Annotated in this window: 22 protein-coding genes, 1 pseudogene and 1 riboswitch; of the genes and pseudogenes, 11 read left to right on the top strand and 12 right to left on the bottom strand. The window is 46.4% G+C overall.

Annotation, left to right across the window (positions count from 1 at the left end):
• The first annotated feature begins 3 nt into the window (after positions 1-3).
• A complete protein-coding gene (locus Psfp_RS01925) occupies positions 4-672 on the top strand; it encodes a hypothetical protein (protein WP_134216869.1) in 669 nt (222 codons plus the stop codon).
• An 86-nt stretch (positions 673-758) separates the two neighbouring features.
• Here the strand turns inward: Psfp_RS01925 and Psfp_RS01920 are convergent, their stop codons facing one another.
• The 8 genes and pseudogenes from Psfp_RS01920 to Psfp_RS01880 all read right to left on the bottom strand — a co-directional run bounded on the left by Psfp_RS01920 (position 759) and on the right by Psfp_RS01880 (position 11,172).
• Positions 759-1,319, bottom strand: coding sequence for a DUF6550 family protein (locus Psfp_RS01920; RefSeq protein WP_153189488.1), 561 nt, complete (start codon positions 1,317-1,319; stop codon positions 759-761).
• A 393-nt stretch (positions 1,320-1,712) separates the two neighbouring features.
• Positions 1,713-1,961, bottom strand: coding sequence for a hypothetical protein (locus Psfp_RS01910; protein WP_134216867.1), 249 nt, complete (start codon positions 1,959-1,961; stop codon positions 1,713-1,715).
• A 40-nt stretch (positions 1,962-2,001) separates the two neighbouring features.
• Positions 2,002-2,844, bottom strand: coding sequence for an HNH endonuclease (locus tag Psfp_RS01905; protein ID WP_134216866.1), 843 nt, complete (start codon positions 2,842-2,844; stop codon positions 2,002-2,004).
• 30 nt (positions 2,845-2,874) lie between these two features.
• On the bottom strand, positions 2,875-5,637 hold the full coding sequence (locus Psfp_RS01900; protein ID WP_134216865.1) for a DEAD/DEAH box helicase family protein: 2,763 nt from the start codon (positions 5,635-5,637) through the stop codon (positions 2,875-2,877).
• Positions 5,624-7,207: a site-specific DNA-methyltransferase gene (locus tag Psfp_RS01895; protein WP_205079444.1), complete on the bottom strand. Its 1,584-nt coding sequence runs from the start codon at positions 7,205-7,207 to the stop codon at positions 5,624-5,626. Before Psfp_RS01895 ends, Psfp_RS01900 begins: the two co-directional genes overlap by 14 nt.
• Before the next feature lie 15 nt (positions 7,208-7,222).
• Positions 7,223-8,080, bottom strand: a pseudogene (gene dinD / locus Psfp_RS01890) (DNA damage-inducible protein D).
• 19 nt (positions 8,081-8,099) lie between these two features.
• The gene (locus Psfp_RS01885; RefSeq protein WP_134216863.1) at positions 8,100-10,940 is read right to left on the bottom strand and encodes an SNF2-related protein; all 2,841 of its coding nucleotides are present in this window, start codon (positions 10,938-10,940) and stop codon (positions 8,100-8,102) included.
• A 19-nt stretch (positions 10,941-10,959) separates the two neighbouring features.
• Positions 10,960-11,172, bottom strand: a complete 213-nt coding sequence (locus Psfp_RS01880; RefSeq protein ID WP_134215405.1) for a helix-turn-helix transcriptional regulator — start codon at positions 11,170-11,172, stop codon at positions 10,960-10,962.
• 264 nt (positions 11,173-11,436) lie between these two features.
• Here Psfp_RS01880 and Psfp_RS01875 point away from each other — a divergent pair, with 264 nt between their 5' ends.
• On the top strand, positions 11,437-11,685 hold the full coding sequence (locus Psfp_RS01875) for a hypothetical protein (protein WP_134216862.1): 249 nt from the start codon (positions 11,437-11,439) through the stop codon (positions 11,683-11,685).
• 273 nt (positions 11,686-11,958) lie between these two features.
• On the opposite strand, the gene istB is transcribed toward Psfp_RS01875, so the two are convergent.
• Together istB and istA are read right to left on the bottom strand one after the other, a co-directional pair.
• Positions 11,959-12,705 (bottom strand): IS21-like element helper ATPase IstB, encoded by a 747-nt coding sequence (gene istB / locus Psfp_RS01870; RefSeq protein WP_192895231.1) that lies wholly within the window; start codon positions 12,703-12,705, stop codon positions 11,959-11,961.
• A complete protein-coding gene (istA, locus tag Psfp_RS01865; protein WP_134216860.1) occupies positions 12,698-14,233 on the bottom strand; it encodes an IS21 family transposase in 1,536 nt (511 codons plus the stop codon). The genes istB and istA overlap by 8 nt, the downstream gene beginning before the upstream one ends.
• Before the next feature lie 181 nt (positions 14,234-14,414).
• Here istA and Psfp_RS01860 point away from each other — a divergent pair, with 181 nt between their 5' ends.
• Both Psfp_RS01860 and Psfp_RS01855 read left to right on the top strand, forming a co-directional pair.
• The gene (locus Psfp_RS01860; protein WP_134216859.1) at positions 14,415-14,993 is read left to right on the top strand and encodes a hypothetical protein; all 579 of its coding nucleotides are present in this window, start codon (positions 14,415-14,417) and stop codon (positions 14,991-14,993) included.
• Positions 14,990-16,876: a 7-cyano-7-deazaguanine synthase gene (locus Psfp_RS01855; protein WP_134216858.1), complete on the top strand. Its 1,887-nt coding sequence runs from the start codon at positions 14,990-14,992 to the stop codon at positions 16,874-16,876. The genes Psfp_RS01860 and Psfp_RS01855 overlap by 4 nt, the downstream gene beginning before the upstream one ends.
• A gap of 56 nt (positions 16,877-16,932) precedes the next feature.
• On the opposite strand, the gene Psfp_RS21435 is transcribed toward Psfp_RS01855, so the two are convergent.
• A complete protein-coding gene (locus tag Psfp_RS21435) occupies positions 16,933-17,103 on the bottom strand; it encodes a hypothetical protein (protein WP_192895230.1) in 171 nt (56 codons plus the stop codon).
• A 128-nt stretch (positions 17,104-17,231) separates the two neighbouring features.
• Positions 17,232-17,305, bottom strand: a riboswitch (Fluoride riboswitch).
• A 115-nt stretch (positions 17,306-17,420) separates the two neighbouring features.
• A complete protein-coding gene (locus tag Psfp_RS01850; RefSeq protein ID WP_134216857.1) occupies positions 17,421-18,872 on the bottom strand; it encodes a PLP-dependent aminotransferase family protein in 1,452 nt (483 codons plus the stop codon).
• 136 nt (positions 18,873-19,008) lie between these two features.
• On the opposite strand from Psfp_RS01850, the gene Psfp_RS01845 reads away from it, so the two are divergent.
• The 7 genes from Psfp_RS01845 to Psfp_RS01815 all read left to right on the top strand — a co-directional run bounded on the left by Psfp_RS01845 (position 19,009) and on the right by Psfp_RS01815 (position 24,317).
• Positions 19,009-19,626: a LysE/ArgO family amino acid transporter gene (locus Psfp_RS01845; protein ID WP_134216856.1), complete on the top strand. Its 618-nt coding sequence runs from the start codon at positions 19,009-19,011 to the stop codon at positions 19,624-19,626.
• Positions 19,627-20,122: 496 nt separating this feature from the next.
• Entirely contained in the window at positions 20,123-20,377 is a 255-nt protein-coding gene (locus tag Psfp_RS22085) for a hypothetical protein (protein ID WP_243120425.1), read from the top strand.
• A 60-nt stretch (positions 20,378-20,437) separates the two neighbouring features.
• The gene (locus tag Psfp_RS01835; RefSeq protein WP_134216854.1) at positions 20,438-20,656 is read left to right on the top strand and encodes a 4Fe-4S binding protein; all 219 of its coding nucleotides are present in this window, start codon (positions 20,438-20,440) and stop codon (positions 20,654-20,656) included.
• On the top strand, positions 20,653-21,720 hold the full coding sequence (locus tag Psfp_RS01830) for a 3-methyl-2-oxobutanoate dehydrogenase subunit VorB (protein WP_134216853.1): 1,068 nt from the start codon (positions 20,653-20,655) through the stop codon (positions 21,718-21,720). Before Psfp_RS01835 ends, Psfp_RS01830 begins: the two co-directional genes overlap by 4 nt.
• A complete protein-coding gene (locus Psfp_RS01825) occupies positions 21,717-22,463 on the top strand; it encodes a thiamine pyrophosphate-dependent enzyme (protein ID WP_134216852.1) in 747 nt (248 codons plus the stop codon). Before Psfp_RS01830 ends, Psfp_RS01825 begins: the two co-directional genes overlap by 4 nt.
• Positions 22,463-23,023, top strand: coding sequence for a 2-oxoacid:acceptor oxidoreductase family protein (locus Psfp_RS01820; protein ID WP_134216851.1), 561 nt, complete (start codon positions 22,463-22,465; stop codon positions 23,021-23,023). The genes Psfp_RS01825 and Psfp_RS01820 overlap by 1 nt, the downstream gene beginning before the upstream one ends.
• A gap of 172 nt (positions 23,024-23,195) precedes the next feature.
• Positions 23,196-24,317, top strand: coding sequence for a M20/M25/M40 family metallo-hydrolase (locus tag Psfp_RS01815; protein ID WP_134216850.1), 1,122 nt, complete (start codon positions 23,196-23,198; stop codon positions 24,315-24,317).
• Positions 24,318-24,377 lie beyond the last annotated feature (60 nt).

The following is a 24,377-nucleotide window of genomic DNA, read 5'->3' as shown; positions in this document are numbered from 1 at the left end:
AACATGAACATTTTTGAAAACGAATCCGGTATTCTTGGCAGCGCTTCCGTGGAACACTTGAAGCGCTCATTTAAGGAATTTCTACGACAGGCAACCGAAATACGCATAAGGCTTGGAAAGCAGGGATATCTTCTGGACAAATATCTTTCATACTTATTTGAGGCGACAAACGGGATACTGGCATATGAAGCTGCTACTGAAGGCTTTGAAACTGAAAGTACCTTGAACAGCCTGTGCGCAGAAATACTCAGAGGTGATGCAAAAAGCAATGATCATCCGTTTTACGAACAGGTCAAGGCATTTATTGATGCTCATCCCTTAAAGTACCAGGAGAGTTTTACCAAGCTGTCTCTGTATGATGTGATGCTTTCGTGCAGTTATCTGGAGTCTGTATACGAACAGTACTATACAGATCTTGTCGCCGACATCAGAGCTTTCCTCGATATCGTGGACCTGAATAACCTCTACAACGAAATCTGTGAAGCTCTCGGCGGTGAAAGGGAAATGGAGCATTTAAACCTGCTGTTTTGCCAGCGATTCCTGATTGTTAAAGCAATAGACATTTTTCTTCAGGGGATGACCAACCAATTACTGTACTCGCTGACCTACCGGGACAGGGAAACGTCTAAGCAAGTGTTTCAGTTGTTGTTGGATGAACCTTTATACTATTAATTGAAAATAGTATAAAAGGGTGATAAATGTGAATACAGCGGCCTGCGGAACACTCCGACAGGCCGCTGTGCTCTTTCTTTTCTGTTTTAATCCATTGTCCCGATTTTATGGCCGTTCTCGTACATATCCTCGGCGACGGTGCCGACGTTTCCTCCGCCGTTGTCCTCTATCCAGCCGAAGCCGGGAATCCATACGCTTGGCTTTCCCTTGATGACGGCTTTCGTCCCAGGTGCAGGAGTGGATTTTTCGGAGGGAGGAGTGTCATCTTCTCCCATGATACCAACCATCTTGTTGATGTCGCCTTTGCCGTCTGCTATAGTGCCGCCGCCCATTTGTCCGACTTTGTTGCCGGTAAGCTCATCGCCGGGACTGCCGACCGTTGTTCCTTGTGCGCCGCTTTCTTCATCCTTGACCCATCCGAAGCCGGGAATCCACATGCATCGATTGCCGTCGATAACAGCTATTGTCCCCGGCTTGGGATCAGGTGACGGCGGCGCGGATGGCACTGCCGGTTTGGGAGCTGGTGCGGGCGTTGACGTCGGTTCTGATGTACCGGTTGCCTCGGGTTCCGGTATGGCTTCATCAGGCGGTGATGACGCTTGTTTTTTCTCTACTGTTGATTCTTCGGTTGCAATCCGAACACCCATCGTAATTTTGTATTTGATTTGCAATCTGCCATGCCAGCCGGAACCCACAGGTAAAGCTATCCAATGATACGTTTGTGCAGATCTGATCCTTATCGTCGATGATCCGTAGCACCAGCTTGCGGTTCCGCTTACTCAGTCTCTGGATCAACAGACGGTGGTTCGTTTCAATTCGTCTTGCCTGCGGTGTGTTTTCTTGCTCACAATAGAAATAGTCATGCGGTTCTTTCGGTACGTTGTTCATGCTTGTCGCCCCCTTTCAGCGACACAGGATACCACACTTCAGAGGAGATAGCTATAGGTTTAAGAAATTTTTACTATGACGTATCTTCCATCTTATGATAAAATGCTTGCCTCTCGAAATTAAGCCTTATATGATTGCCAAAATACGTAAGCTTATTCGCTTATCTTAGCTCTCGCAACCTTAAACATGTTTTCAAGATACTTTTCGGGTTCTGGCATTGGATGACCTTTGCCTTTCGTATCGCGGCGTTCCTCTTTTTGATAAACATTATTAATCCTTTTCCAATCGTCGGGATAAAGTTCTTTAAACTTAACTTTAAACTCTTGCATATCAGAGGGATTGTCCATCGCAGCAAACACCGTCTTAACCTTTATTTCTTTTTTTACAACAACCGCTGACATAACGTTGCCTCCTTATAGACCAATAGCTATACTTTGAGATTCATATCATAAATTTTTCTAGACACTTTTGGTTATGTTCTTTTAAATTCACATACAATGGACTTTTATTGTTGTTTTGTCTTAACCAATCATAATATCCGCTTATTTCAGCTCCTCCCATATTAATTACAAATTCGATACCAAATATGGCCAGAACAAGATAATATTCACTATGCTCAGTCAATAGGATGTCAAATTCATTTATAACCTGATATAACTCTCCGGTTTGATCATCGAAGAGGGGGATATTTTTATCGTATATTTGGCGTACACTACATGGCCAATCTGTAATTCTCCCATAACGCACATGATTTCGAAGATCATCTAATTGAACTTCATCAATAAGATAATCTATACCTTCTGGATGTTCGGAGAGTCTTAATGCTAATACTTCCAAAGCAATTTTCCCTAAAAACCTCGATAACGTAGTTCCGTTTGGGAGAGACATCGAGATATCGAACTTCGGAATAAGGATTTTTCCTTTACTACTCGGTTTAACCCCATCTTTAAACTCAAAGATAAGTGGATTTTGGGCTAACATCGAACCAGGAAATTCAGATGGTCGTGACAACGATATCGGTGATAATTTTCGGTTTTCGATTAAAACCCCATCTACCGTTGGAATACGCCCTTTTTTACTCAAAATACCTTCCTCAAAGCGCAGTTCTCTTATGCTGCTATTTTCTAAAAATGGCTTCTCCACCTCACGTGCCAAGTAGTTATTACAGTGATCACAAACAATCCCAGGGCGCAAAATATGCGACTTATTTCCCAAAGATTCAGGAAGTATATGCTCTACACTTTTTGAATTTGTCGAATCGCATTTACAAAAAATACACCGCATATTTGCTCTGTTCCTTTCAAATGATCTCCACTACAACTCCAACTGCTCCATAGGCAGCCTGTTCTTCACAAGATACATGAAGCTGGATTGCAGCCGCACCTCATCGTGTGAAATAAGCGCATACTTCCACGGTTTACCCCCGTTTTTGGCGTTCCACTCCGTGACGGCACGGCAGTATTCCTGTCCGGCAATTGCCTTTTCCCAAACATCGCCGGATTTGTCCTGCAACGCTTTCTGAACATCATCAGATGCTTTTGTTTCCACCATGTAGATTACATCAGACGTTTCAACAACAAAATCCGGTTCATAGCGGCTTATGCCGCCCGGACCATAATAAATATTGAACTGCTTTGCTGACGGCCTCATCCATTTCAGCACAGCGCCATCGTTCTCCAATACAATAGCAAATATGCGCTCGGTATTACTGTCAAACTTATATAGCGTATGGCAAGCTTTCTTAAAACCTTTGAAAATTTTCGTCTTTACCTCAGAAGGGGATAGGTTGGCGCGCAAGTCATAAAGATCGTCGGATTTGAACTTTCCGCCGAACCCAGTTTCTATGCGTGTAAACGGACGCATGCCTGAAGCCCTGTAGCTGGTTTCTTCTTTGTAAAAATGCTCGTTCATTTGAGCGTAGATGATCTCCGCCAAGCTGCGCTGGCGGTCACGCATCACCTTTTCTGTTTCTTCAGGATTCAAGTACGACAAAAAGTGCCTCTTGGCGTCGGCGATCAGGGAATAGATGAGATCGGCGCAGCTGCTGTAATCGACATTGTCATGCACGATGATGTGCCGCACAATCTCGTTTTCAACGGTGTCTGTTTTTGGAAAGAGAGCAAATCCGGTATGATACTCGAAAGTTTCACCGCCTTCCTGCAGCTCTGTTCCGATAAGCGTATCGTCCGAAGGGTGCCAGTTCATGTTGCGGGTGTCCAACTCGAAATCATAGAAACCATGTTTTACTTCCGTAAAAGGCTGCACCACCGCTTGCGGGATAGGAATCACATTTTCAGTCAGTGCCTGCGTACAAGTATCTATGGCTTTTTCAACAACCGCTGTTAAATCCTCTTTTTTTAATCCGAGTGCCGGGAACTGCCGGATGGTTTCGCTCACAATGCTGGTATGGACCAGTTTTTTTATTTCTTCATCCCTGGCGGCATCAAAGGTTTTCACTTGTTTGCCAAGCTCCATGACTGTTTTGGAGGCAAGACGGGCAACAAACTGCGCCACCTGCACGGTCTGTTCCGGAGCTTTATCCACAACATAGTCATTCGTCGCAGTTTCCCTCAATGTGAAGGCGAGTTGTTCCGTAAAGCTCTCTGCACTTGTCAGCTCATCGTATACCGTCGGCATTTCCAACGTTTCCCGTTGATCATCGCTTTGGGGTTCGGCGGGGTCAATATAATAAACACGCCGCACGAGCGAATTCGGGTCGTTAGCAAGTCTGACGATGGCTTCATAGCGGTCATGACTTACGATGGACAAACGGTCGACCTCATCTTCGCCTGTTCTTTGGCCATAAGGCAGACGCAGCCCACGCCCGATGGTCTGTTCGGTGAGGGTTTCTGAAGCGGAGGCACGCAGCGGAATAATCGTATAAAGGTTGGTTACATCCCAGCCCTCTTTGAGCATATTCACATGGATGACAATCTCAATGCGGTTGTCCGGCTGCTCCAGAGAAAGGAGAAGTTCAATGTTCTCGTCTTTTTCCGCCCCTCGCTGGGCAGAGTTGATTTCCAGAACTTTGTCCTTGTAATACCCGCGAAAAAAGTCCGTCGAGGTCAGATATTCCTTAATCTGCCGGGAATGTTCGGTGTCTTTGGCAACGACAAGTACAAAAGGTTTGACCAATTGTTTGCCATAGGTGCGGGCATACACGTCCAGCTTACTTTTTGTTTCTTCATGAAGCCGGATGCCGTCATTTAATTTTTCACGGTCGAGCTGTTCCGGCGTATATTCCTCCGGGCGGAAATCCTTCCGTGTGAATACTGCGGGAACTTTAACGTACAGTCCGTCATTCAGCGCGTGGGCGAGAGAATATTCGTATACCACATTTTTGAAGTCGATTTTACGTGCGCCATTTTGGATCTGCGGCGTCGCTGTAAGCTCTACTCCCAATATCGGACGCAGCTCGTTTATTACGTCAAAGCTGCGATCGGCGTGGTAGTGGTGGCTCTCATCCATGAAGATGCATAAATCCGGCAGGGATTGCAAGTATTGAAAATATGACTCGCCCAATACTTCATTGAGCCGTTTAATGCGGGCAGGCTTGCCATCCGCCGTCCTGCTTTCGGAGTTGAGCTTGGAAATATTAAAAATATTGATAACTATCGGTTGAAGAATCTCATTTGTCGTTAGCTGACGAAACTCTTCGTAATTGTCGCCGTCGATGATGCGAGGCGGATTTACGAACTTGTCCAGACCGCGAAACACATACTTCGCACACGACGGGTCGCCAAGGTCGGCTTTCAGTTTTTTATAAATCGTAAGGTTCGGAGCCATGACAAAAAAGTTTTTTATACCTTTTTGATAATGCAGATATGCAATAAGCGCCCCCATGAGCCGCGTTTTACCGATGCCTGTGGCAAGGGCAAAGCAAACCGACGGAAATTCCCGTTCAAAGCTGGTAAGCGTCGGGAATATTTCGCGGATTTTTCGTAATTCTTCTTCCAAGTCTGGATTTTTGGAGAGCGACAGAATATCCACTATTTGCTGGAAGCGTTCCAGACTCTCTTTTTGAGGAGGGCGAAGGGCAAGCCGGTTATTGATAAATTTTGCATTACTGTTCAGCATCGTCCCATTCCTCCTCGTCAAGTTCCGGTGGGTTGACAATATTCAAATTGTAGTTGTCCGCGCCGAATTCGCACTTATTCAGCACCGATTGCGGGATTTTCCGCACGTCAATATTTTCATACCGCTTGCCCAGCCCGATGTCGAACGCCGGGGCGCAAATGAGCAGCCTCTCATATTCCGGCAAATCGCGGGCAATGTCGTCGAGCTCCCGTGCCGTCAAGTATTGGGTAGTAACGTAAATATAGCTATTCTCAACGTTTTTTCCTTGCTTCCAGAACACTTCCGGATCGGGCGCATAGGCAAAACCGTTCAGTTTGGCGACGGCCGCCGCCAGCATTTCGGGGTTGTATTTTTCGGTGTCGATAATCGGGTTGCCGTGCTTGTCCTTGACAATCAGCGTCGGCGCAAGCTCATAAAATTTGAAGCCGCCGCCGCCCTGCCAGTTGACAGACTTGGAAATACCGCCCTGTTCGCCGTCCACGACTGCTTTCAGGCGGGGCAGGCAGTGGGTGTAACAGTGGTCGCCCAGTTCAATGCCAATCCAGCGCCGCCCCATCTTGTGCGCGACGGCGGCTGTCGTGCCTGAGCCGAGGAAGCTGTCGAGCACGAGGTCGCCTTCGTTGGAACCGAGTGTGAGGACGCGCTCTATCAGGCGTTCAGGTTTAGGTGTGGCGAAAATAGATGTAGGATTAAACGCCTTAACTTCGTCACGCGCTTCGTGGTTATGACCAACATCATCAAACCTCCATACTGTTCGGGAGGGTGTGCCATTCTTCCTCAAATCGCATAGAAAGGTTTTTCTTGATGGTACAGCTTTTCCATCCTTACCAAACCATATCTCATTATTTGCATCCATCACAGCAAGACTTTCAGCCGAAAACCGAGGATAAGTTCCAGCGGGTGGTGACCAAGTCACTCCATTCCGAAAGGTATAAGAAAAAGGTTCAGCTTTATCAGACCCGCTCTTGGCATGAAGCGGAGTCGCTTTCCATACACCTTTCGGATGGTTGTCAGGATTCTTATAAGCTGCGTTCATTTCATCTGAACGAGGCAATAAGTTTGGCCTCCATGTCTCCTTATTCTTTGCATAAACAAGTACAAAATCATGGTTATCTGAAAACCACTTGGCATCGTTGGCAATGGTATACTTCTTTTCCCATATTACAGTAGCTATAAAGTTCCCACGACCAAACACTTCGTCGCACAGCACTTTTAAATAATGTCCCTCGTCATCGTCAATACTTATCCAAATGCTTCCGCTCTCACTAAGCAAATTTTTCAATATGTCAAGACGTGGTTTCATCAACGACAACCAAGTTGAATGCTCCAAATTGTCATCATAGTGCTCGAACGCAGAACCGGTATTATACGGAGGATCTATATAGATGCACTTCACCCTTCCGGCAAATTCCTGTTCCAGCGCTTTCAGCGCCAGCAGGTTGTCGCCATGTATGAGCATATTATCAGCGGCAGGATCGCCGTAATCTTTTGAGGCGTCGTGCAGCAGTATGCGCGGCTCCACGGCAGGTTCGCTGCCCTTGCCGATCCATGTAAGCTCCAGTTTTTGCATGATATGTAAAACCCCCTATTCGTCCAGCATCAGCTTTTTCTTTGAGTTTCTGAGCCTGCGTATTTCCTCGCGCTCAATTGTCTGAATGCTTTTCTCCGGCACAGGCAGATCCTCCGGCAGTGTTGCGCCCATTTCAATAATCGCTTTTCAAATTTTTTCAGCGACCTCATAATGTGTATTGTTCGCAGCGGCAGCGGTGGAAACTTCGTCCCGTTTAAGCTTTTCTTCGGTCTGAGAAATTCTGAACAGGTTTGCTATCAACTCAGTGCTTCCCATGTAATCAAGGATTTTCTCATTTTTCTTCAAGCCTTTTTTCGCATGGATGTCCGCGACAGTCATACCGCCATAGAGACCCATATACCCGGCGTTTTGAAAAATCGCGAATTCCTCGTCGGTTATCACTCCGGCATTATGCGCAGCTTCCGCGAGAAGCTGATTCCATTGCTTGATATTACCGCGAACAACTAATCGCTTATTATTTTCATCAAGCTGATTGAAGGCGTCCTGAACTTCCTGACGGCGTGTCTGAATGGCAAAATAAGTTTGACCCAGCGCTATTATTTCCTTGCGCGGATCGCCGTTTTGAACAATCAGATAACAAGCGTACCGGGTAAGTTCGTAATCAACAATGTGTTTTTTCGCATTTTTGGGCATTTCTATCGTTTTGCTGACCTCAGCAAAATGATCCGCGACTTCGAAACCACTGTTTTTGCAGGCAAGCACAGCGCGGTCAATCACTTTTTGAAAATTTCTCCATTGCACATATTCCAAAACCTCAGCAAGCTCCCGTGCGTACCAGAATTCTGTTCCATTGTCCCGAACATGTTTAATGCTTTCAAAAGTTTTATATTCCTCGGCATTCAGGTTCGACATTTTCAATTCCTCCGTATCCTCAGACAATCTCAAACGAGATGGTCATAATATGCTCAGCTTTGGATGTTCCGGCCAGCTTTGAGCGGATTTCATCCTGCAAACGCTCGTTGGCTGAATTGATTTCATCCTCACGCTCGTAGAGTTCCCGGCGCATTTTCTTGCGGCGCTCCTCAAGGCGGTTGATTTCTTCTTTCATGTCCAGCATTTCCGCAAGCGGCCTGTCGGTACTGCTTTTGAAAATCCTCTTTTTATCGGAAATTTCTTTGCCCAGTTCCTTCAATTCCCGCTGTAATCCTTCTTTTAAGTCTTCGCTGTATGCGTCCAGCTTGGCACATTCTTCGAGGAAGTATTTTTTATTTTCCTCCTCGATTTTTGCTTGCCGCAATGCAATTCCAGTGCACCGTTTCTCGTTAAGTTCGGCGGTTTCCGGCTCGCAGCCGCTGATTACTGTTGCCGGCAATTCCATAAAGCGATTTACTATATCTTCATCAACTTCAGTTCCATCTTCTGTAAGGACTGTAAAGATGAGATGTTCTTCGGTTTCAAAGCCGGTATAACTCAGCTTGTCCAAGGAAAGCGTTCCGCGCAAATTCGGGTGGCTCTCCAAGAAACTTATTTTATGTTCCGGCGAATTTGTATGGTTAAAGCGAACAGTTGCTCCAGGCAGGGGAGCGGACATTGCTTGCTCCAGCCATTTTTGAACCAGGGGATCGTCCCTGCGCAGAAATATATCGCCCTGGCGCTCAGCGTCTTTCCACTGGATGTTGTATGTGGCGCTATGCCCTTCGCTTGCATATGCGAGTCGCCATTGGTCGAGCGGTTCTACCCGTTCTGCGCCCTGCATGATAAAAAAATTGCACAGCCAGCGGCTGAACTTATCAAGCCCGGCAAGGGTATCTTCCTGGCATCCTTTTAACCTTGCGGCTACTTCTTCGTCAAAGTTTTCGAGTATAGATTGCCGTGCAGCAGTCATTTTCTCATTGATACGTTCGGAGAGTTCCTCTTGAAGAAGATCAAATGGTTCCTGGATTTGCTCCTGGTTTTTGCAGTTCTGATAAATCGCTGCGATGCGCTTTACAAAATCAACACCAGCTTCAATTGAACCCAGAACTTCATCGGAGGAGCCGAACAGCCCGCTGAAAAGCCGGAATTTCTGATCGAGAAGCTCATATACCCGCACATCTGCAGCATTCTTGCGGTTAAGGAAATTAACCACAACTACGTCGTTTTTCTGACCATACCGATGGCAACGGCCGATACGCTGTTCTATGCGCTGTGGATTCCACGGGAGGTCATAATTAACAATCAGACTGCAAAATTGCAGGTTGATGCCCTCGGCGGCGGCTTCCGTACCGATAAGGATACTAGCCCTATCCCTGAATTCCTCAACGACAGCGGCCTTCATATCTGCCTGCCGCGAACCGGAAATTGTCCCGTCGTTTTTATGCCGTTCTTTCCACTCTGCATAAATTCTTTTGGATATTTCATCGTTATTCGAACCGTTCAGGAAAACGATGCTGTCTTTATAGCCGTTGTCGGAGAGCAGATTCAGCAGATACTCTTGTGTTCTGCGTGATTCAGTAAATATCACTGCTTTACGCTTGCCGCCCAGCATCTCGGTTTTTTCAAATCCCTGTTTCAGCGCGGAAAGTAAATTTTCACCCTTTGCATTATATGTAATGCCCTGCGCCAGTTCGGAAAATTTACGTAGTTCTTCCAACTCTTCCGTTATACCTGCCCGGTCTTTTTCTAAATCGGAGGGCTCCGAATCTTCTAAATCTTCCTGCTCCTCCAGCAATTCGTCATATGTATCATAGTCATTGAGGTTCAATTCATGTTCAATACCTTTAAGTTTTCCTTCCAGCCGGTCAATCAATGAATTAAGCGTGCCGGAAATAGCAAAGGATGACGATGCAAGTAATTTACGCAGCACCAGTGTGATCAGCGTCCTTTGTCCCTGCGGAAGAGCATAAAGCTTATCCGAACGCAGATAATCCGAAACATAGTTATACAGGGTTTCTTCATCCGCTGTTGGCGTGTATTCCTGCAGTATCGCTATGCGGCTTGTGTAATTTACATATTCGGTAACCTGTTTACGCAAGGTGCGCTTGCAAAACTGCTTCAGCCGCTGCTTCAGAGCGTGGTTCCGAACTTCCTCGTTATTCACTGAAACGTACATATCCCGGAACGTTCGAGCATCGCCAAAAACATGCTCGTCAATAATGCTGACTAATCCGAAAAGCTCCATCAGATTGTTTTGGAGCGGAGTAGCTGTAAGCAGTAATTTACGCTTCCCCGACAATGCGCGACGCAGACGCGTCCCGGTGATATTTCCTGATTTATAAACATTGCGAAGACGATGTGCCTCGTCAATAATGACTAAGTCCCAGGAGATTGCCTTCACGTCAATTTCTTTTTGAGACGCAAAGTTAAATGAACAAATAACAACCTCATCCTTTATGTCAAAAGGATTTAGTTCACCTTCTTTTTTGGCCTTATTATAATTTGTAGACTCAAGAATCCTTGATTTTATGAAAAATTTTTCATCAAGTTCTGTGCGCCATTGGGTTCGAAGTGCGGCGGGAACAATGAGCAGGATACGGCGTTTACGCTCCGACCAGCATTGTGCAAGGACAAGCCCTGCCTCGATAGTTTTACCCAGACCAACTTCATCGGCAAGTAGTGCGCCGCTGGAAAGCGGTGATTTCAAGGCAAACAAGGCGGCATCTACCTGATGGGGATTCAGATCAACCTTTACGCCGGACATAGCGGAAGCAAGCCCGTCAATACTGGACTGCGGGCGTTTAAGAAGTATTTGTTCGGCAAAATATCTTGTCTGATACGGCGTATATGATTCCATAATGACCCCACCCAATTCTTTATCGTTTCACGTCATCGCTCATTTCCATAATATCGGCTATATCACAATTTAAGGCTTTGCATATCTTCGCAAGTATTTCGGTATTCACATTTTCATTCTTGCCGAGTTTTGTTATGGAAGCAGAACTGATTCCTGCAAGCTTTTGCAGGTCTTTCTTTTTTAAGTCCTTATCAATTAAGAGTTTCCACAGCTTTTTATAACTGATCGCCACTTTGTCCACCTCGCCTGGTTTTTTCAACCAAAATAAACACTTTGATTATAACAATAAAACCATGAAAAAACAAGAAATATACGAGCGAACGCAGGAATTATTTATACGTTATATTGATTTTTATGGAGTGGAAATGGTATAATTTATCAGATAATGTCAGATGCACTCGAGGCTAAATACGTTTTTCGAACTACCTAACAGCTTCATATTACGTTGTATATGTTAATAACGTAGAATGAAGAGGCATAGGGGGGAGGCGATATCATGGGACATGAAAGAATTGGTTTTTTACCAAAACGCAAGCAATGGAATGCCATTGTCCAGCAGCTTTCTGAATATCAACCCAGCGCTGAAACCACTGCAAAAATAGCAGATGATACTTTAACTTGTATAAGAAAAAATTATGAACAGATGCCGTATGACGAGTCTGTTTCAAAGGCAATTAAGTTTTTGGCTATGCTCTGCGTATTCCGGCATATCCGGACGGCGAATCCGGAAACATCCGGACACTAATCCGGAGGCATCCGGACAGTGATTCCGGAGGCATCCGGACAGTGATTCCGGAAGTATCCGGACACTTGTCGGTTAGTCGTGGGGTAGCTTTATTGGTTTGAAGAATACTCCAAAATGTGCCAATGGTCAATAATAATATTGTCGCCGTCGTGGTTGTGGAGAGTATGGATAAACTCTTTTAAGGAATACCCCAAGTGGCTTATCCAAGCCATCTGGTCAACCCGTAGCGACTAGCGGAGGGTTGTCCAGATGGCGGCACTATCCACAGCCAGCTTAGAAGTTCCTAATTATCTTTTCTGCCATCACTTCCCGCATGGACTTTTTGGAGTCAAGAGCCAGGATATAGGCGTTATGGATAACCCTATCCATAATGGCGTCAGCGATCGTAGGGTCTGGAAACAAATCATACCACTGAGTATGGGCGATTTGTCCTGCTAACACCATTGAGCCTTTGTTGTACCGGCTCTCAGCGATTTCGAGGATGTCCCGGCTTTCTTCAAGAGTGTACGATTTAAGACCGATATCATCAAGGATCAGCAGCTTGATGTTTTGGAGTTGAGTCATGAACTTGGCATACCGGTTTTCATTTTTGGCATCCTGAATTTCCAGCAGGAGTTCCGGGATTCTAAAGTATTTGACGGTATAGCCATGCCGGCAGGCATTATTGCCAAGGGCACAGGCGGCGTAAGTCTTTCCACTACCCGTCTTACCTGAAATCACGATATTGAGTTTTTGCTCAATAAACATGCATGTTGACAGTGTCTGGATGGTCTTTTTGTCAATTGTTCTGTCTGCACTGTAGTCAATATCTTCAATACAGGCATTTAGCCCTAAAGATGCGCTCTTTAAAAGCCTTTGAATGCGAGCATTTTTCTTGGCTAGCCATTCCCTTTCAACCATGATGCCGAGTCGCTCTTCAAAGGACAGATCCCGTAAGGTGGAGTCTGGCTCACTTAGCATCTGGGCCATCACTTTGAGCTTCAAATCCCGGAGCTTTTCTACAGTGGGGTTGTTAAGCATGGATACCACCCCCTGTATAAGCTTTACTGCCTCTAATGTTGGCATGGTTGACAATCTTCTCAGGTTTTGAGTTTGAAGCTTTGGCGGTCACTTGCTTAAGTATGATACTGAAATACTTGAAGGAATATGTCTTCTTCGCCAGGGCTTCCAGGCTTGCAGTTTCCATGACTTCAGGAGGATGGCTTTTGCTAAATCGCATAATACCCATGCAGGCTCGATAGGTTTGCACCGGGTATTCACGGCTTTCCAGCACGTTTTTTATGAAATCTCGAGTGTTGGGACCGATTTTCTCCGCCCAGGACAGAAAGCGTTCCGGACTCCAACCAGACACGGCCTTGTGTGCTTCCGGCATATGCTCCGGAAGCGTAATGTACCGTTTATACGGGTTGTAATTTCTGGCGTATGCCGCAACTCTTTCGCCGGCAATATAGATTTCAATGGTTTTAGAGGTTGCCCGCACTGAGCATGGCTGGCCAACATAGGTAAATTTCACGCTGTAGAAAAAGCCATCATAGTCGACGTGGTAGTTGAATTGTACTTTAGTCTCTTTCCAATCCGAAAATTCATATCTCGTTGCAGGCAGGGGCTGCAAGAGTGGTTTGTCGATCTTCTCAAATGCCGTCAGCCGGTTCCCCTCCATCTTCTGAAAGGGGCGGTTGATCAGTTTCACCAGCTCTTCCTTGATTGCTTGATTAATCTCAAATAGGCTGAAAAATTGCCTGTTTCTAAGGGCTGCAATGATTCTCCTGGACACATTACCTACCATGTTCTCATCTGCGGCCTTATCCTTTGGCCGGCCGGCCCGTGCCGGGATTAAAGTTGTCCGGTAATGTCTGGCCATTTCGCAATAGCTTTTGTTCAGTACCGGGTCAACGAGATCCGGGGTAATGACCGCAGTTTTCGTATTGTCAGGGATCGTTACCTTTGGAACGCCGCCAAAGTATTCATAAGCCCTGACATGGGCATCTATCCAGTTAGGAAGTTTGGTATCACCATAAGCATAGGCAAAAGGGTAGGCACTGGCCGGCAGGACGGCCACAAAAAGGTAAGCAGGCTTGATTTCTCCTGTCTCAGGCTCCACATAAGACATGGTCGTACCAGCCCAGTCAACCTGCATTTCCTCGCCGGCTGTATGCTCGATATGCATGGTCAACTGATTAGTCTTTTTAAAATTCCTGTAGCGTTCACAAAATTGGGTGTACATGATCCCATCAGGGTGCTTGTCCTTATATTCCTCCCAAAGGAGCATCAGGGTTACATGCTTCTTCTTCATCTCGTAGAAAACGTACTCCATGTCGGGTTCAAGAACTGTTTTTTTCTGTTCCACGGGTGGGTAGAGCAATGAGAGTAATTGCTTGTCGTTAAGCTCAATTGGCCAGGTTATTCCCGCTTTAGCAGCCCGTTCAAGCACTTCTGATACCGTTGATTTCCCGCAATTACACGATTTCCCGATTTCTCGTAAGGACATTCCTACTTCATGTTTTAGCTTTAGAATTTCTCTCGCTTTCAGCATTTCGATCCTCCTCATCTGTCGGCCCCCTTTTAATCTGTTAAAAGGGTACCAGTTAGTCTACTGACTCGACAAGGTGTCCGGATGTTACCGAAATGCTGTCCGGATAATTCCGTTATGCTGTCCGGATGCGACCGTTACGCTGTCCGGATGTTACCGGAACGGGTGTCCGGATGCGACCGAAATATGCATGCTCTCTGTGTCAGCGAATCAAGATAATCAAGCAGCTTTTTTAAGAAACAATGGGTGTGCGGTCGATGATAAGTTGTCTCTTTTCTCACTGGTCAATAGTGCGAAAAATTTCATTACAACAGTAGATGGCTCACTTGAAACGAACAAAATAGCACGAGATGCTGTATTGCAAGCCATTACAACTTACCAGAGCCATCATACCTCAGATCAATTAACGCTATTTGGTGATAATAATGAGCCGGTTTGGAAAAATGTCGGCTCAGGAGCGGCCTTTTGCGAATTGGCGAGATCATTCTTTGCTGCATTCACCGACAGACAGATAAAGTATTACATTGAACGTTCTGCGGCAAGCGAAATCAACGATTATGCGACGCTGCAATCATTTTCCGCCGGAATCTCGCAAACTGCAGATGCCATATCCCATCATGCTTTTGAAACGTCAAAAATCATGCAGTCATTTGCGGCTGGATGGTTTAATAAACACGCAATGACAAGTGTTCCTGCCGATAATAAGATAACAGACTTCTTAAGAATTTCTTTTAGTAAAATGAGAGAGGAGTTTCGAAGGGAGGCTGCAAAAGAATGAACAGTCAACCTTCAAAACCCAACGAAGCTATAATTGTGTATTGCGACGAGTTATGCAAGTCAAGTATATGTAACAGCCAGGAACTTAACCTGCTAAATCGGGATATCGATGGTTTAGAGGCCAACATTACTATCGAGTTCAATAAATTTGTTCGAAATCCGGAAAATCTTTCTCCGCGCATTTTGGATTTATTACGTATTGCGGCATATGTTTATTGTGCGGACAGGCTTATTAACCGTGGTGAGAGAGATAGCCTCAACAACACGGCATGGTCAAGAGCGTTCGAATTTCATATTCCTGTTTCCGATATCGCTTTTTGGTCAGATGGAAAGGTTTCAACCAAGATGGGCGAAGCCTTGGCATTCATGACCGGTGACCGTCGCTTTAACTTTTCTTTTACAAAGGCCAGTTTAAGTCCTGTTAATACTGATAATCAGCAATTGTCGTTATTTAGTACGGAATATATAACACTTGATGAGGCAGAAAAAACAGATGTCATGCTTTTCTCTGGAGGATTGGACTCTTTAGCTGGGGCAATTCAAAGGCTCAATGATCATAATGATAGAAAATTATGTCTTGTTAGTCATAAGGCAAATAATTGTACCATCCGAACACAAAATGCTACTGCAAAACATTTACGAGATAAATATTCCAACAGAGCCATTCAATATGGCTTTGAATGCCATAATAAGAAGGCCGCTCCAAGCAGAGAAGAAACTCAGCGGTCGAGGATGTTTTTGTTTTCGGCGATAGCATTTGCAATATGTAATTGTTACGAAAAAAAGGAATTCTTCGTTCATGAAAACGGTATAACAAGTATCAATTTACCAAAGCAAAGTGATACTTTTAATGCAAGGATGAGCAGGACAACGCACCCAAAGACTATAGGGCTGCTGCGTGAATTTTTCAGGCTGTTTGATAAAGACTTCAACATTATCACTCCGTATTATAACAAGACCAAGAGCGATATCCTTGATATTTTCAAGCAGTATGGAGAAGAAAATATTATTACGAGTTCTGTTTCCTGCAGTTCTACGCGCAACAAACCCAAAAATTCGGCTACACATTGCGGCTGCTGTTCTCAGTGTATAGATAGGATTTTTGCAATTTACGCTTCTGGTCTTGAGGACTATGATGTCACTTATGCGGATGACATTATTAAGGAAATACTTGATAAAAAAACGGCTCAGCATCTTTACAATACACTGCGTCTTGCTTGTGCTGAATCAAGCCGTACAAAAGATGAACTGTTTCGCAGCTATACTGATGAGATTACTGATGTCATAAATTATTGGCCAAATGACAATCCAGATGATAGTCTAGATGAAATATTTCAGTTGTACGGTCGTTTTGGAGATTCGGTCATGAAAGCTATAAAATCGATACAACTAAAGTTTGAAGATCCTCGGGTGCCGGTAAATAAAAATTCTCTTTTAGGGATCGTCGCTGAACGAGAATACTTGAATACGCCGGTTCAAATCAGGGTGAATGAGATGGATACTATTCTGCGTAAGGCTATTCCAATGTCATTTCAACGCGAGAAACCAAAAGATGAGAATGATATGAATGACAAAGTTCAAGCCTTACTTAGTACCCAGGGTGAATTTACAAGGGAGTATCCTGCTCTTCAATTTGGCGAAACTGCATATAAGGCAGATCATGCAAAAGATGGTTTAATTATTGAATCAAAATTTCCAAGAGGCAAAACTGCCAAAAGTACTGTTTCGGAAGGGATTGCAGCGGATATAACTAAAATACCATCTTCAGTAGCAGGAATACTTTTCGTTGTGTATGATCCCGAAAGAAAGATCACAGATGATGATTTATTTATAAGCACTTTTGAAGCAACACGGCAGAACTGTTTTGTCAGAATATATCGATAATAAATCGCTATCTTCATTGATTATCCGTGTTGATACAAATACAAGGGACAACTAAATCACTTCAAAGCAAATAGAGAGGCACTATCATTGAGATAATGCCTCTCCTGCTTTTTCCGTATCGGTTTGGGGTATGGTTCAACAAGTTTCCCTATTAAACCGTGCCTTTCCAGGGTTTCTTTTTTTATGCTGTCTTCAGTTCTTTCAAATAATATGCTGTGGAAAGCCATGAAAAAACACCTCCTGGCTATGGCTCGGACGCACAATATCAACTCTACCGCTGCGAATGCCCGCATAATGGGAGTTATCAGCCCGGACATTTTATTTTGAGCATAAAAAAGCTGATAGTCTCTACCTTTTTCTCGTAGAAGCCATCAGCTGTTATCAGCGGTTCGGATTTTTCCAAAGGGGAGCTTCATCCCGTTTTTAACAATGTAACATTTTTTAATACCGCCTGCAACAACAAATTTCAGCCGGTTTCTTGAAAAGTATACATAAATATAATCATTGCACTAAAGGGTAGAATAGGCAAGCTGAGCACACTCACCTATTTGAGCAGCTGCCTGATCATCAAGGACAGTTGAGGCAGACACTGTTTCAATTCAGACATGGAAGCGTAAGAATAGGACAATCGAAGATACTGGCTGGAGTGTTGGTCATATACATGACCAGGGTTCAATAGTATCCCCTTCTCTAATGACGCTTCAAAAAGTTTCCGGATGGAAAGTGCAGGCAATAATCGCAGCCAGACATAAAAACCTCCTTTGGGAACACTCCAAGCCGCAATGTCCGAAAAATGTTTTTGCAGCGCATCAATCATGACCTCTCTTCGGACCTTCAATTCTTCCCGGACCTTTTCAAGATGTTGGTGATAGAGCCCGCTTGAAAGCCATTCTGCTGCGGTCCATTGAGAAAGGGAACTGGAACCGTAATCCGTTTGCATTTTGATATCGGCCAATCGTTCAATGACCGGTTCCGGCCCAACTACCCAACCAATTCGTAAGCCTGGGCTCAATGTTTTGGACATGCTGCCAAGATGCAATACGAGACCATTTTTATCGATGGCTTTCAAAGGGGGAGGCGGCGGGGAATCCAGCCAAAGTTCCCGGTATACTTCATCTTCAATGATCGGAAGTTGTTCCTGTTCGCATACATCCATCAGTTCTCCTCGTCTTGCTTCCGGCATCAAGACTCCCGTTGGGTTATGGAAGGACGGGATCGTATAGAGCAACGAAGCATTTTGCCTCCTTTTTTGTTCCGTGATCGTTTTAGTTTGAATCCCGTTTTCATCTAAAGGAAGTCCAAATAATCTCATCCCGGCAGATTGAAATACATGCAGGGAATACAGATACGAAGGCTTTTCCAGAAAGATAGTAGAGCCCCGGTGTAACAGGCCGATTGAAATCAACTGCAATGCCTGCAAGGCGCCTGAAACAATCAAAATGGAAGAGGGGGAAGCATCGATACCGAACGTTTTTAGATGCTTACTGACTTGGTCTCTCAAATAAAGTAACCCTTTTGGTTCTTCATAGCCAAGTGGACTTATGTGGTCCGTCAAACGGTTAAACACGTTTTTCATCATTGCACGAGGGAATAAATCGGGGGCAGGCTCTCCCGTCCCCATTCGAATGATATTGGGATAGAACTCCGCTTTATTGATTTCCTGTATCGTAGAAAAATTGGGTTGATGGATTCCCGCTTGGACATAGGAGTTCCAGTCAGGGGGCGGGGTGGAGGTCATCAAGGACCATGTATTATTGATAATCCTCGTTCCGCTTCCGCTTCTGCCTTTTAGCAATCCCTCTGATATCAATTCATCCACAGCCGTAACGATCGTACTGCGGTTGATTTTCCAGATTTCCGCCAGGGCGCGCTGCGAAGGAATTTTGCTGTTTACAGGCCATTCCCCGGTTTCTATTTTGTCTTTGATGTACTCCTTGATCTGTAAATAAAGAGGTACTGGAGAGGATCTATCCGGTTTCCAATCTAGGTTAAACATAAATGAGTTATCTCCGCTAATTTACTTTAAACCCATTATACTGTTTGGTTGGGTTAAAATCCATCCAATTGGTTGGAGACAGCGGCCGCAGTCTGAGTATCATTGTATTTATACATGATGCAGTGGAGGGACTCGGATGGCAGCAGCCTTTATGCACGGATTCATTCTGGCGTTTGGACTCATTCTTCCGCTCGGTGTCCAAAACATTTTTGTTTTTAATCAGGGGGCCCTGCAGAAACGTTTCATCAACGCGCTTCCGGTTGTTCTGACGGCCTCACTCTGTGATACGCTTTTAATCAGCCTTGCTGTTCTAGGGGTCTCTTTGGTGGTCCTGGGCTCCTTTTGGATCAAGACGATACTCTTGAGTACAGGGATTGTATTTTTGCTGTATATGGGATGGAGCACATGGAAGAGTACCCCTGGAAATCATAAGAGCGAAAATAATACGGCAGAGACTTTTACCCCCTTGAAACAAATTGTGTTTGCAGCATCAGTGTCGCTCTTGAACCCTCATGCGATCATGGACACGGTTGGAGTGATCGGAACCAGTTCACTCAACTACAATGGGGCGGAAAAGGCGGCTTTTACCATAGCTTGTATTGTTGTTTCCTGGATCTGGTTCATAGGACTGGCCGCGGTAGGGCAAATGACTGGAGAGTTAGATAAATCGGGGCGGTTTATGGTAATTATCAACAAAATCTCTGCTTTGATCATGTGGGCGGCGGCGATTTATATCGGGTTTTCACTATTCTAATAACGAAACTATGTTAAAGGATTTTCAATAAAAAGTGTCGAATAAAATCTTTTTTGACAGGAAGGAGGTCTCCTAGCTGACCAGTAAAAACCGTATCAGCGTATTTACAGGAGGCTTTGGCAGCGGCAAAACTGAAACTGCCCTAAACTATGCCTTATCTTTACGTGGCCGTGGTAAAGCGGTAACTGTAGTTGACCTTGACCTGATTAATCCGTATTTCAGGGTCAGAGCGGTCAGGGAAAACCTTGAAAGCAAGGGGATAAAGGTTATCAGCCCGAGCGGCAAACTTTCAGGCGCCGATGTACCGGCCCTGCCTGCGGCAATTTATGGTATTTTTGAAGGCGAGGGGCACGCAGTTATAGATGTCGGCGGCGACGATATCGGCGCCACGGCCTTAGGCCGTTTTAAGGAGCAACTTAACGCAGTCCCCTGTAATATATTTTTTGTTGTTAATACCTGCCGCCTCAATACAAGAGAGCAAAGCGGCATTATCAAGATGATGAGGGGCGTTGAAAGGACTTCCCGTTTGCAGGTAAACGCCTTGATTTGCAATACCAACCTGGGTCGCCGGACAGATGCGAAAATCATTTTGCAAGGCTACAAAGTTATTGCCGGAGCGGCCGGACAATTAGGCTTACCTGTTGCTTTTATAGCGGCCCGCAGGGAGCTGGCTGACCAGCTTGGCCGCCTTGGAGCGCCGGTCCTCCCAATTGATATTTTTATGAAGCCGCCTTGGGAAGATTTTGTTTAGTGTAGAGTCCCTTGAGGATATCTACACATATTTGTTGAGTTTGGGAAGGAGAGTCTAGTTTTGGCAAGAGTAACCTTTAGAGAGGAACGCTGCAAAGGCTGCCAGCTGTGTCTGCCGGTCTGCCCCAAGGGTATTATCAGTATGTCCGCGCAGATCAACAGCATGGGCTATCACCCTGCCGGGGTGGAAGAGCAGGACAAGTGCACCGGTTGCGCATTGTGCGCGCTGGTGTGTCCCGACATGGTGATCGAAGTGGAGAGGGAGGAGAGGAGCGCTTGACCAGGCTTTTGATGAAAGGAAACGAAGCTATCGGTGAAGCAGCGGTGCGGGCAGGCTGCCGCTACTTCTTTGGTTATCCTATAACGCCTCAAAGCGAACTGACCCACTACCTGGCCAGACGCCTGCCGGAAGTAGGGGGCCTGTATTTGCAGGCAGAGAGCGAGGTAGCCTCGATCAACATGGTTTACGGCGCCGCCGGCGCAGGCGCAAGGGTGATGACCGCTTCCTCGGGACCAGGCATCAGCCTGATGCAGGAGGGTTTATCCTTTATGGCCGGCGCGGAACTCCCCTGTGTGGTTGTCAACCTGATGCGGGGTGGTCCTGGTTTGGGCAATATAGGGCCTTCCCAGGCGGATTATGCTCAGGCTACCAAGGGAGGCGGCCACGGAGATTACCACATGATCGTCCTGGCGCCTAATTCTGTACAGGAAATAATGGACCACACCAGGAGGGCCTTTGACCTTGCCGACCAGTACCGCAACCCGGTGATGGTGATGGCGGACGGGATTATGGCCCAGATGATGGAGCCGGTAGAGTTGGAAGAGGATATCAAAATTGAATTGCCGGCCAAACCCTGGGCGGCTACCGGGACGGCTTATCACGAGGGGAGAAACGTGATTAACTCCTGCTTTGTCATTCCGGAAGAAATGGAAGTTGTAAATTTAAGGCTGGAAAAGAAATACCAAAAGATGCGCCAAAGCGAGCAGCTCTGTGACGGTTACTTCCTGGAAGACGCGGAAATCGTCCTGGTGGCCTTTGGCACAGCTTCCAGGCTCTGCCGCTCGGTTGTGGACAAAGCCAGGCAGCGGGGTATTCCCGCCGGTCTGATCAGGCCTATTACCCTGTGGCCGTTCCCGTATGATTTTATCGGGGAAATCGCTGGAAAGTTTAAGTGTATGCTTGCAGTGGAGATGAACATGGGACAAATGCAGGAGGATGTCCAACTGGCGGTCAAAGGCCGGATTCCCGTCTACCATTACGGCCGTCTGGGCGGGATGGTTCCGGTGGCCAGGGATATCCTGGAGGAAGTTATAAAGCTGTACAGCGGGGGTGCTGACCGATGAAAAAGGTTTTTGCCAGGCCAAAAACATTAAAAGACGTATCCTATCACTACTGCCCCGGTTGTACCCACGGCATAGCCCACCGCCTGATAGCTGAAGCGATTGACGAACTGGGCATCCAGAACACCACGATTGGCTTGGCCTCAGTAGGATGTTCCGTTTTCACCATGGACTATTTTGATATGGATATGGTCCAGGCCTCACACGGGAGAGCCCCCGCAGTTGCTACAGGAATAAAGAGGGTCCTGCCGGACCGGGTCATTTTTACCTACCAGGGTGATGGAGACCTGGCGGCAATAGGCACAGGGGAATTTGTGCACGCTGCCGCGCGCGGCGAAAATATTACCGTTATTTTTATCAACAACGCTGTTTATGGTATGACCGGCGGTCAGATGGCGCCCACCACCCTAATGGGGCAGGTGACTAAAACCACTCCCTTTGGACGCAAAAAGGAGATTAACGGCTTTCCGGTCAAGGTCTGTGAAATGCTTGCGCCATTGGAGGGTTCAGCTTACCTGGCCAGGGTAGCCGTGCACAGTCCCAAGTCAATTATCCAGGCCAAAAAGGTCATTAAAAAGTCTTTCGAGGTCCAAATGGCAGGGCTGGGTTTTTCCCTGGTGGAGGTGCTTTCCACCTGCCCGACCAACTGGGGGCTGTCTCCTCTGGAAGCCGTAAAATGGCTTGAGGACAATATGATCCCTTACTATCCACTTGGTGAGTTCAAAAAGCCGGAGGGGGTGGCCTGATGCTGGAGGAAATTTATATTGCCGGTTTTGGCGGGCAAGGAGCTTTGTCAACCGGTCAGTTGCTCGCCCAGGCGGGGTTATTGGAAGGAAAGTGTGTTTCCTACGTCCCGGTCTACGGGGTGGAAAAAAGGGGTGGGGTGGCCAACTGCGGTGTCACCATCTCGGACCGTGAAATCAGTTCGCCCATTGTTACCGAGCCGACAGTCCTGGTCGTGATGAACAATCCCTCGCTGGCGAGATATCAGGACACGGTGGTCCCGGGCGGTATGATTATGATTAACAGTTCCCTGGTAGAGTCGCCGGTTACCCGGAGCGACGTTAAGGTTGTAAGCATCCGGGCCAATGAGGAAGCGGAAGCGCTGGGGAACGTCAAGGTGGCTAACAACGTCATCCTTGGGGCGCTGCTTGCGTTAACCGGGGTAGCGTCCATAAAAGGAGTGGAACAATCCTTAAAGGAAGTCTTTCCAAAGCGGCACCACCACATGATCCCGGCCAACGTCAAGGCGCTCGAAAGAGGGGCCGAACTGGTCAGGGCGCATAAATTTTCCCGGACGGATTAATATATTAAAAAGATTTATGATAACACCTCCTGGCGAAGCTGCTAATTAATATGAAAAATGCCCTATATAACCAAAATGCAGGTGCGAATTCATTCGCACCTGACCTAAAAGCAATGCAATAATCCCTTAAAATCAAGGTCAATCCGGAATCCTATATTCAGGGTGGGTGATTATGGTTAAATCTGAACGTATTCTAAATGAATTTTTAGAACTCGTCCAGGTCGACAGCGTATCCGGCAAAGAACGGGACATGGCTGATCTGCTCAAAAGAAAACTTTCAGAAATTGGCCTGGAGGTAAGTGAAGACAACGCCGGCCGGGAAGTTGGGTCGGATACCGGCAACATTATCGGCAAGCTGCCTGGAAAGAGCGGAGCTCCTGTGTTGCTGCTGTCTGCCCACATGGATACGGTAGAACCCGGCAGTGGGGTCAAGCCCGTGGTTGACGGGGAGTTGGTCCGATCTTCCGGTGATACTGTACTTGGGGCCGACGACAAGGCCGGCATCGCCGCCATTCTTGAGGTTTTGCGGTTGGTCAGGGAGCAAAACATTGAACATGGCGGCCTGGAGGTTGTTTTTACCATCTGGGAAGAAGGCGGGCTTTTTGGTTCCAAGAACCTGGATTACAGCCAACTGGCGGCAACAGCCGGTTTTGTGCTTGACAGCGACGGGCCGCCTGGTACGATCGTTACCAGGGCTCCATGGCAGGACCATATAGGAGCGACCATCACAGGCAGGTCGGCCCACGCCGGGATTAACCCCGAGCAAGGGATTAATGCGATTATGGTAGCCTCCCAGGCCATTGCCGGGATGAAGGTTGGTCGCATTGACGAAGAGACCACCAGCAATATCGGTATTATTTCAGGTGGTCAAGCAACCAATATTGTCCCCGACAGTGTAACCATTCAGGGTGAGGCGCGCAGCCTGGTCCACGCCAAGTTAACAGCGCAGACTTCACATATGTGTGAAACTCTACAAAAAGCTGCTGGTAAATTTGGCGCCAAAGCCAAAATTGTGGTAGATAGGCAATATGATGGATTTAGACTGGATGAGCAATCTCTTCCTGTCCGCCTGGCCTTAAGCGCAGCTAAAAACTTGGGATTAACCGCCAGCCTGAAAAATACCGGCGGAGGCAGCGACGCCAATATTTATAACAGTAAAGGTATTCCAGCGGTTGTGCTGGGTATCGGGATGAGTAAAGTCCATACAACAGAGGAATTTATCAACCTGGCCGACCTCAGCGGCAATGCCCGTTACCTTTTAGAAATTGTACGCGCAACCCAGGCTCTACCCTAAAAACAACATACGGAGCACGTCCCCGAAAAATGCAGGTGCGAATTCCTTCGCACAAAGTTG

It is taken from the genome of Pelotomaculum sp. FP (assembly GCF_004369245.1).
GTDB classification, from domain to species: Bacteria; Bacillota; Desulfotomaculia; order Desulfotomaculales; family Pelotomaculaceae; genus Pelotomaculum_C; species Pelotomaculum_C schinkii.
This window is presented reverse-complemented; position numbering and strand designations above follow the sequence as displayed.

Bases quoted from the DNA above. Each gene is read 5' to 3' on its own strand.
- Psfp_RS01820 (WP_134216851.1), top strand. From the start codon at position 22,463: ATGCTGGAGGAAATTTATATTGCCGGTTTTGGCGGGCAAGGAGCTTTG.
- Psfp_RS21435 (WP_192895230.1), bottom strand. From the start codon at position 17,103: ATGGCTTTCCACAGCATATTATTTGAAAGAACTGAAGACAGCATAAAA.
- Psfp_RS01850 (WP_134216857.1), bottom strand. From the start codon at position 18,872: ATGTTTAACCTAGATTGGAAACCGGATAGATCCTCTCCAGTACCTCTT.
- Psfp_RS01895 (WP_205079444.1), bottom strand. From the start codon at position 7,207: ATGCAAAAACTGGAGCTTACATGGATCGGCAAGGGCAGCGAACCTGCC.
- Psfp_RS01855 (WP_134216858.1), top strand. From the start codon at position 14,990: ATGAACAGTCAACCTTCAAAACCCAACGAAGCTATAATTGTGTATTGC.
- istB (WP_192895231.1), bottom strand. From the start codon at position 12,705: ATGCTTAACAACCCCACTGTAGAAAAGCTCCGGGATTTGAAGCTCAAA.
- Psfp_RS01815 (WP_134216850.1), top strand. From the start codon at position 23,196: ATGGTTAAATCTGAACGTATTCTAAATGAATTTTTAGAACTCGTCCAG.
- Psfp_RS01925 (WP_134216869.1), top strand. From the start codon at position 4: ATGAACATTTTTGAAAACGAATCCGGTATTCTTGGCAGCGCTTCCGTG.
- Psfp_RS01920 (WP_153189488.1), bottom strand. From the start codon at position 1,319: ATGGGTGTTCGGATTGCAACCGAAGAATCAACAGTAGAGAAAAAACAA.
- istA (WP_134216860.1), bottom strand. From the start codon at position 14,233: ATGAGGAGGATCGAAATGCTGAAAGCGAGAGAAATTCTAAAGCTAAAA.
- Psfp_RS01845 (WP_134216856.1), top strand. From the start codon at position 19,009: ATGGCAGCAGCCTTTATGCACGGATTCATTCTGGCGTTTGGACTCATT.
- Psfp_RS01900 (WP_134216865.1), bottom strand. From the start codon at position 5,637: ATGCTGAACAGTAATGCAAAATTTATCAATAACCGGCTTGCCCTTCGC.
- Psfp_RS01875 (WP_134216862.1), top strand. From the start codon at position 11,437: ATGGGACATGAAAGAATTGGTTTTTTACCAAAACGCAAGCAATGGAAT.
- Psfp_RS01905 (WP_134216866.1), bottom strand. From the start codon at position 2,844: ATGCGGTGTATTTTTTGTAAATGCGATTCGACAAATTCAAAAAGTGTA.
- Psfp_RS01910 (WP_134216867.1), bottom strand. From the start codon at position 1,961: ATGTCAGCGGTTGTTGTAAAAAAAGAAATAAAGGTTAAGACGGTGTTT.
- Psfp_RS01885 (WP_134216863.1), bottom strand. From the start codon at position 10,940: ATGGAATCATATACGCCGTATCAGACAAGATATTTTGCCGAACAAATA.
- Psfp_RS01825 (WP_134216852.1), top strand. From the start codon at position 21,717: ATGAAAAAGGTTTTTGCCAGGCCAAAAACATTAAAAGACGTATCCTAT.
- Psfp_RS22085 (WP_243120425.1), top strand. From the start codon at position 20,123: ATGATGAGGGGCGTTGAAAGGACTTCCCGTTTGCAGGTAAACGCCTTG.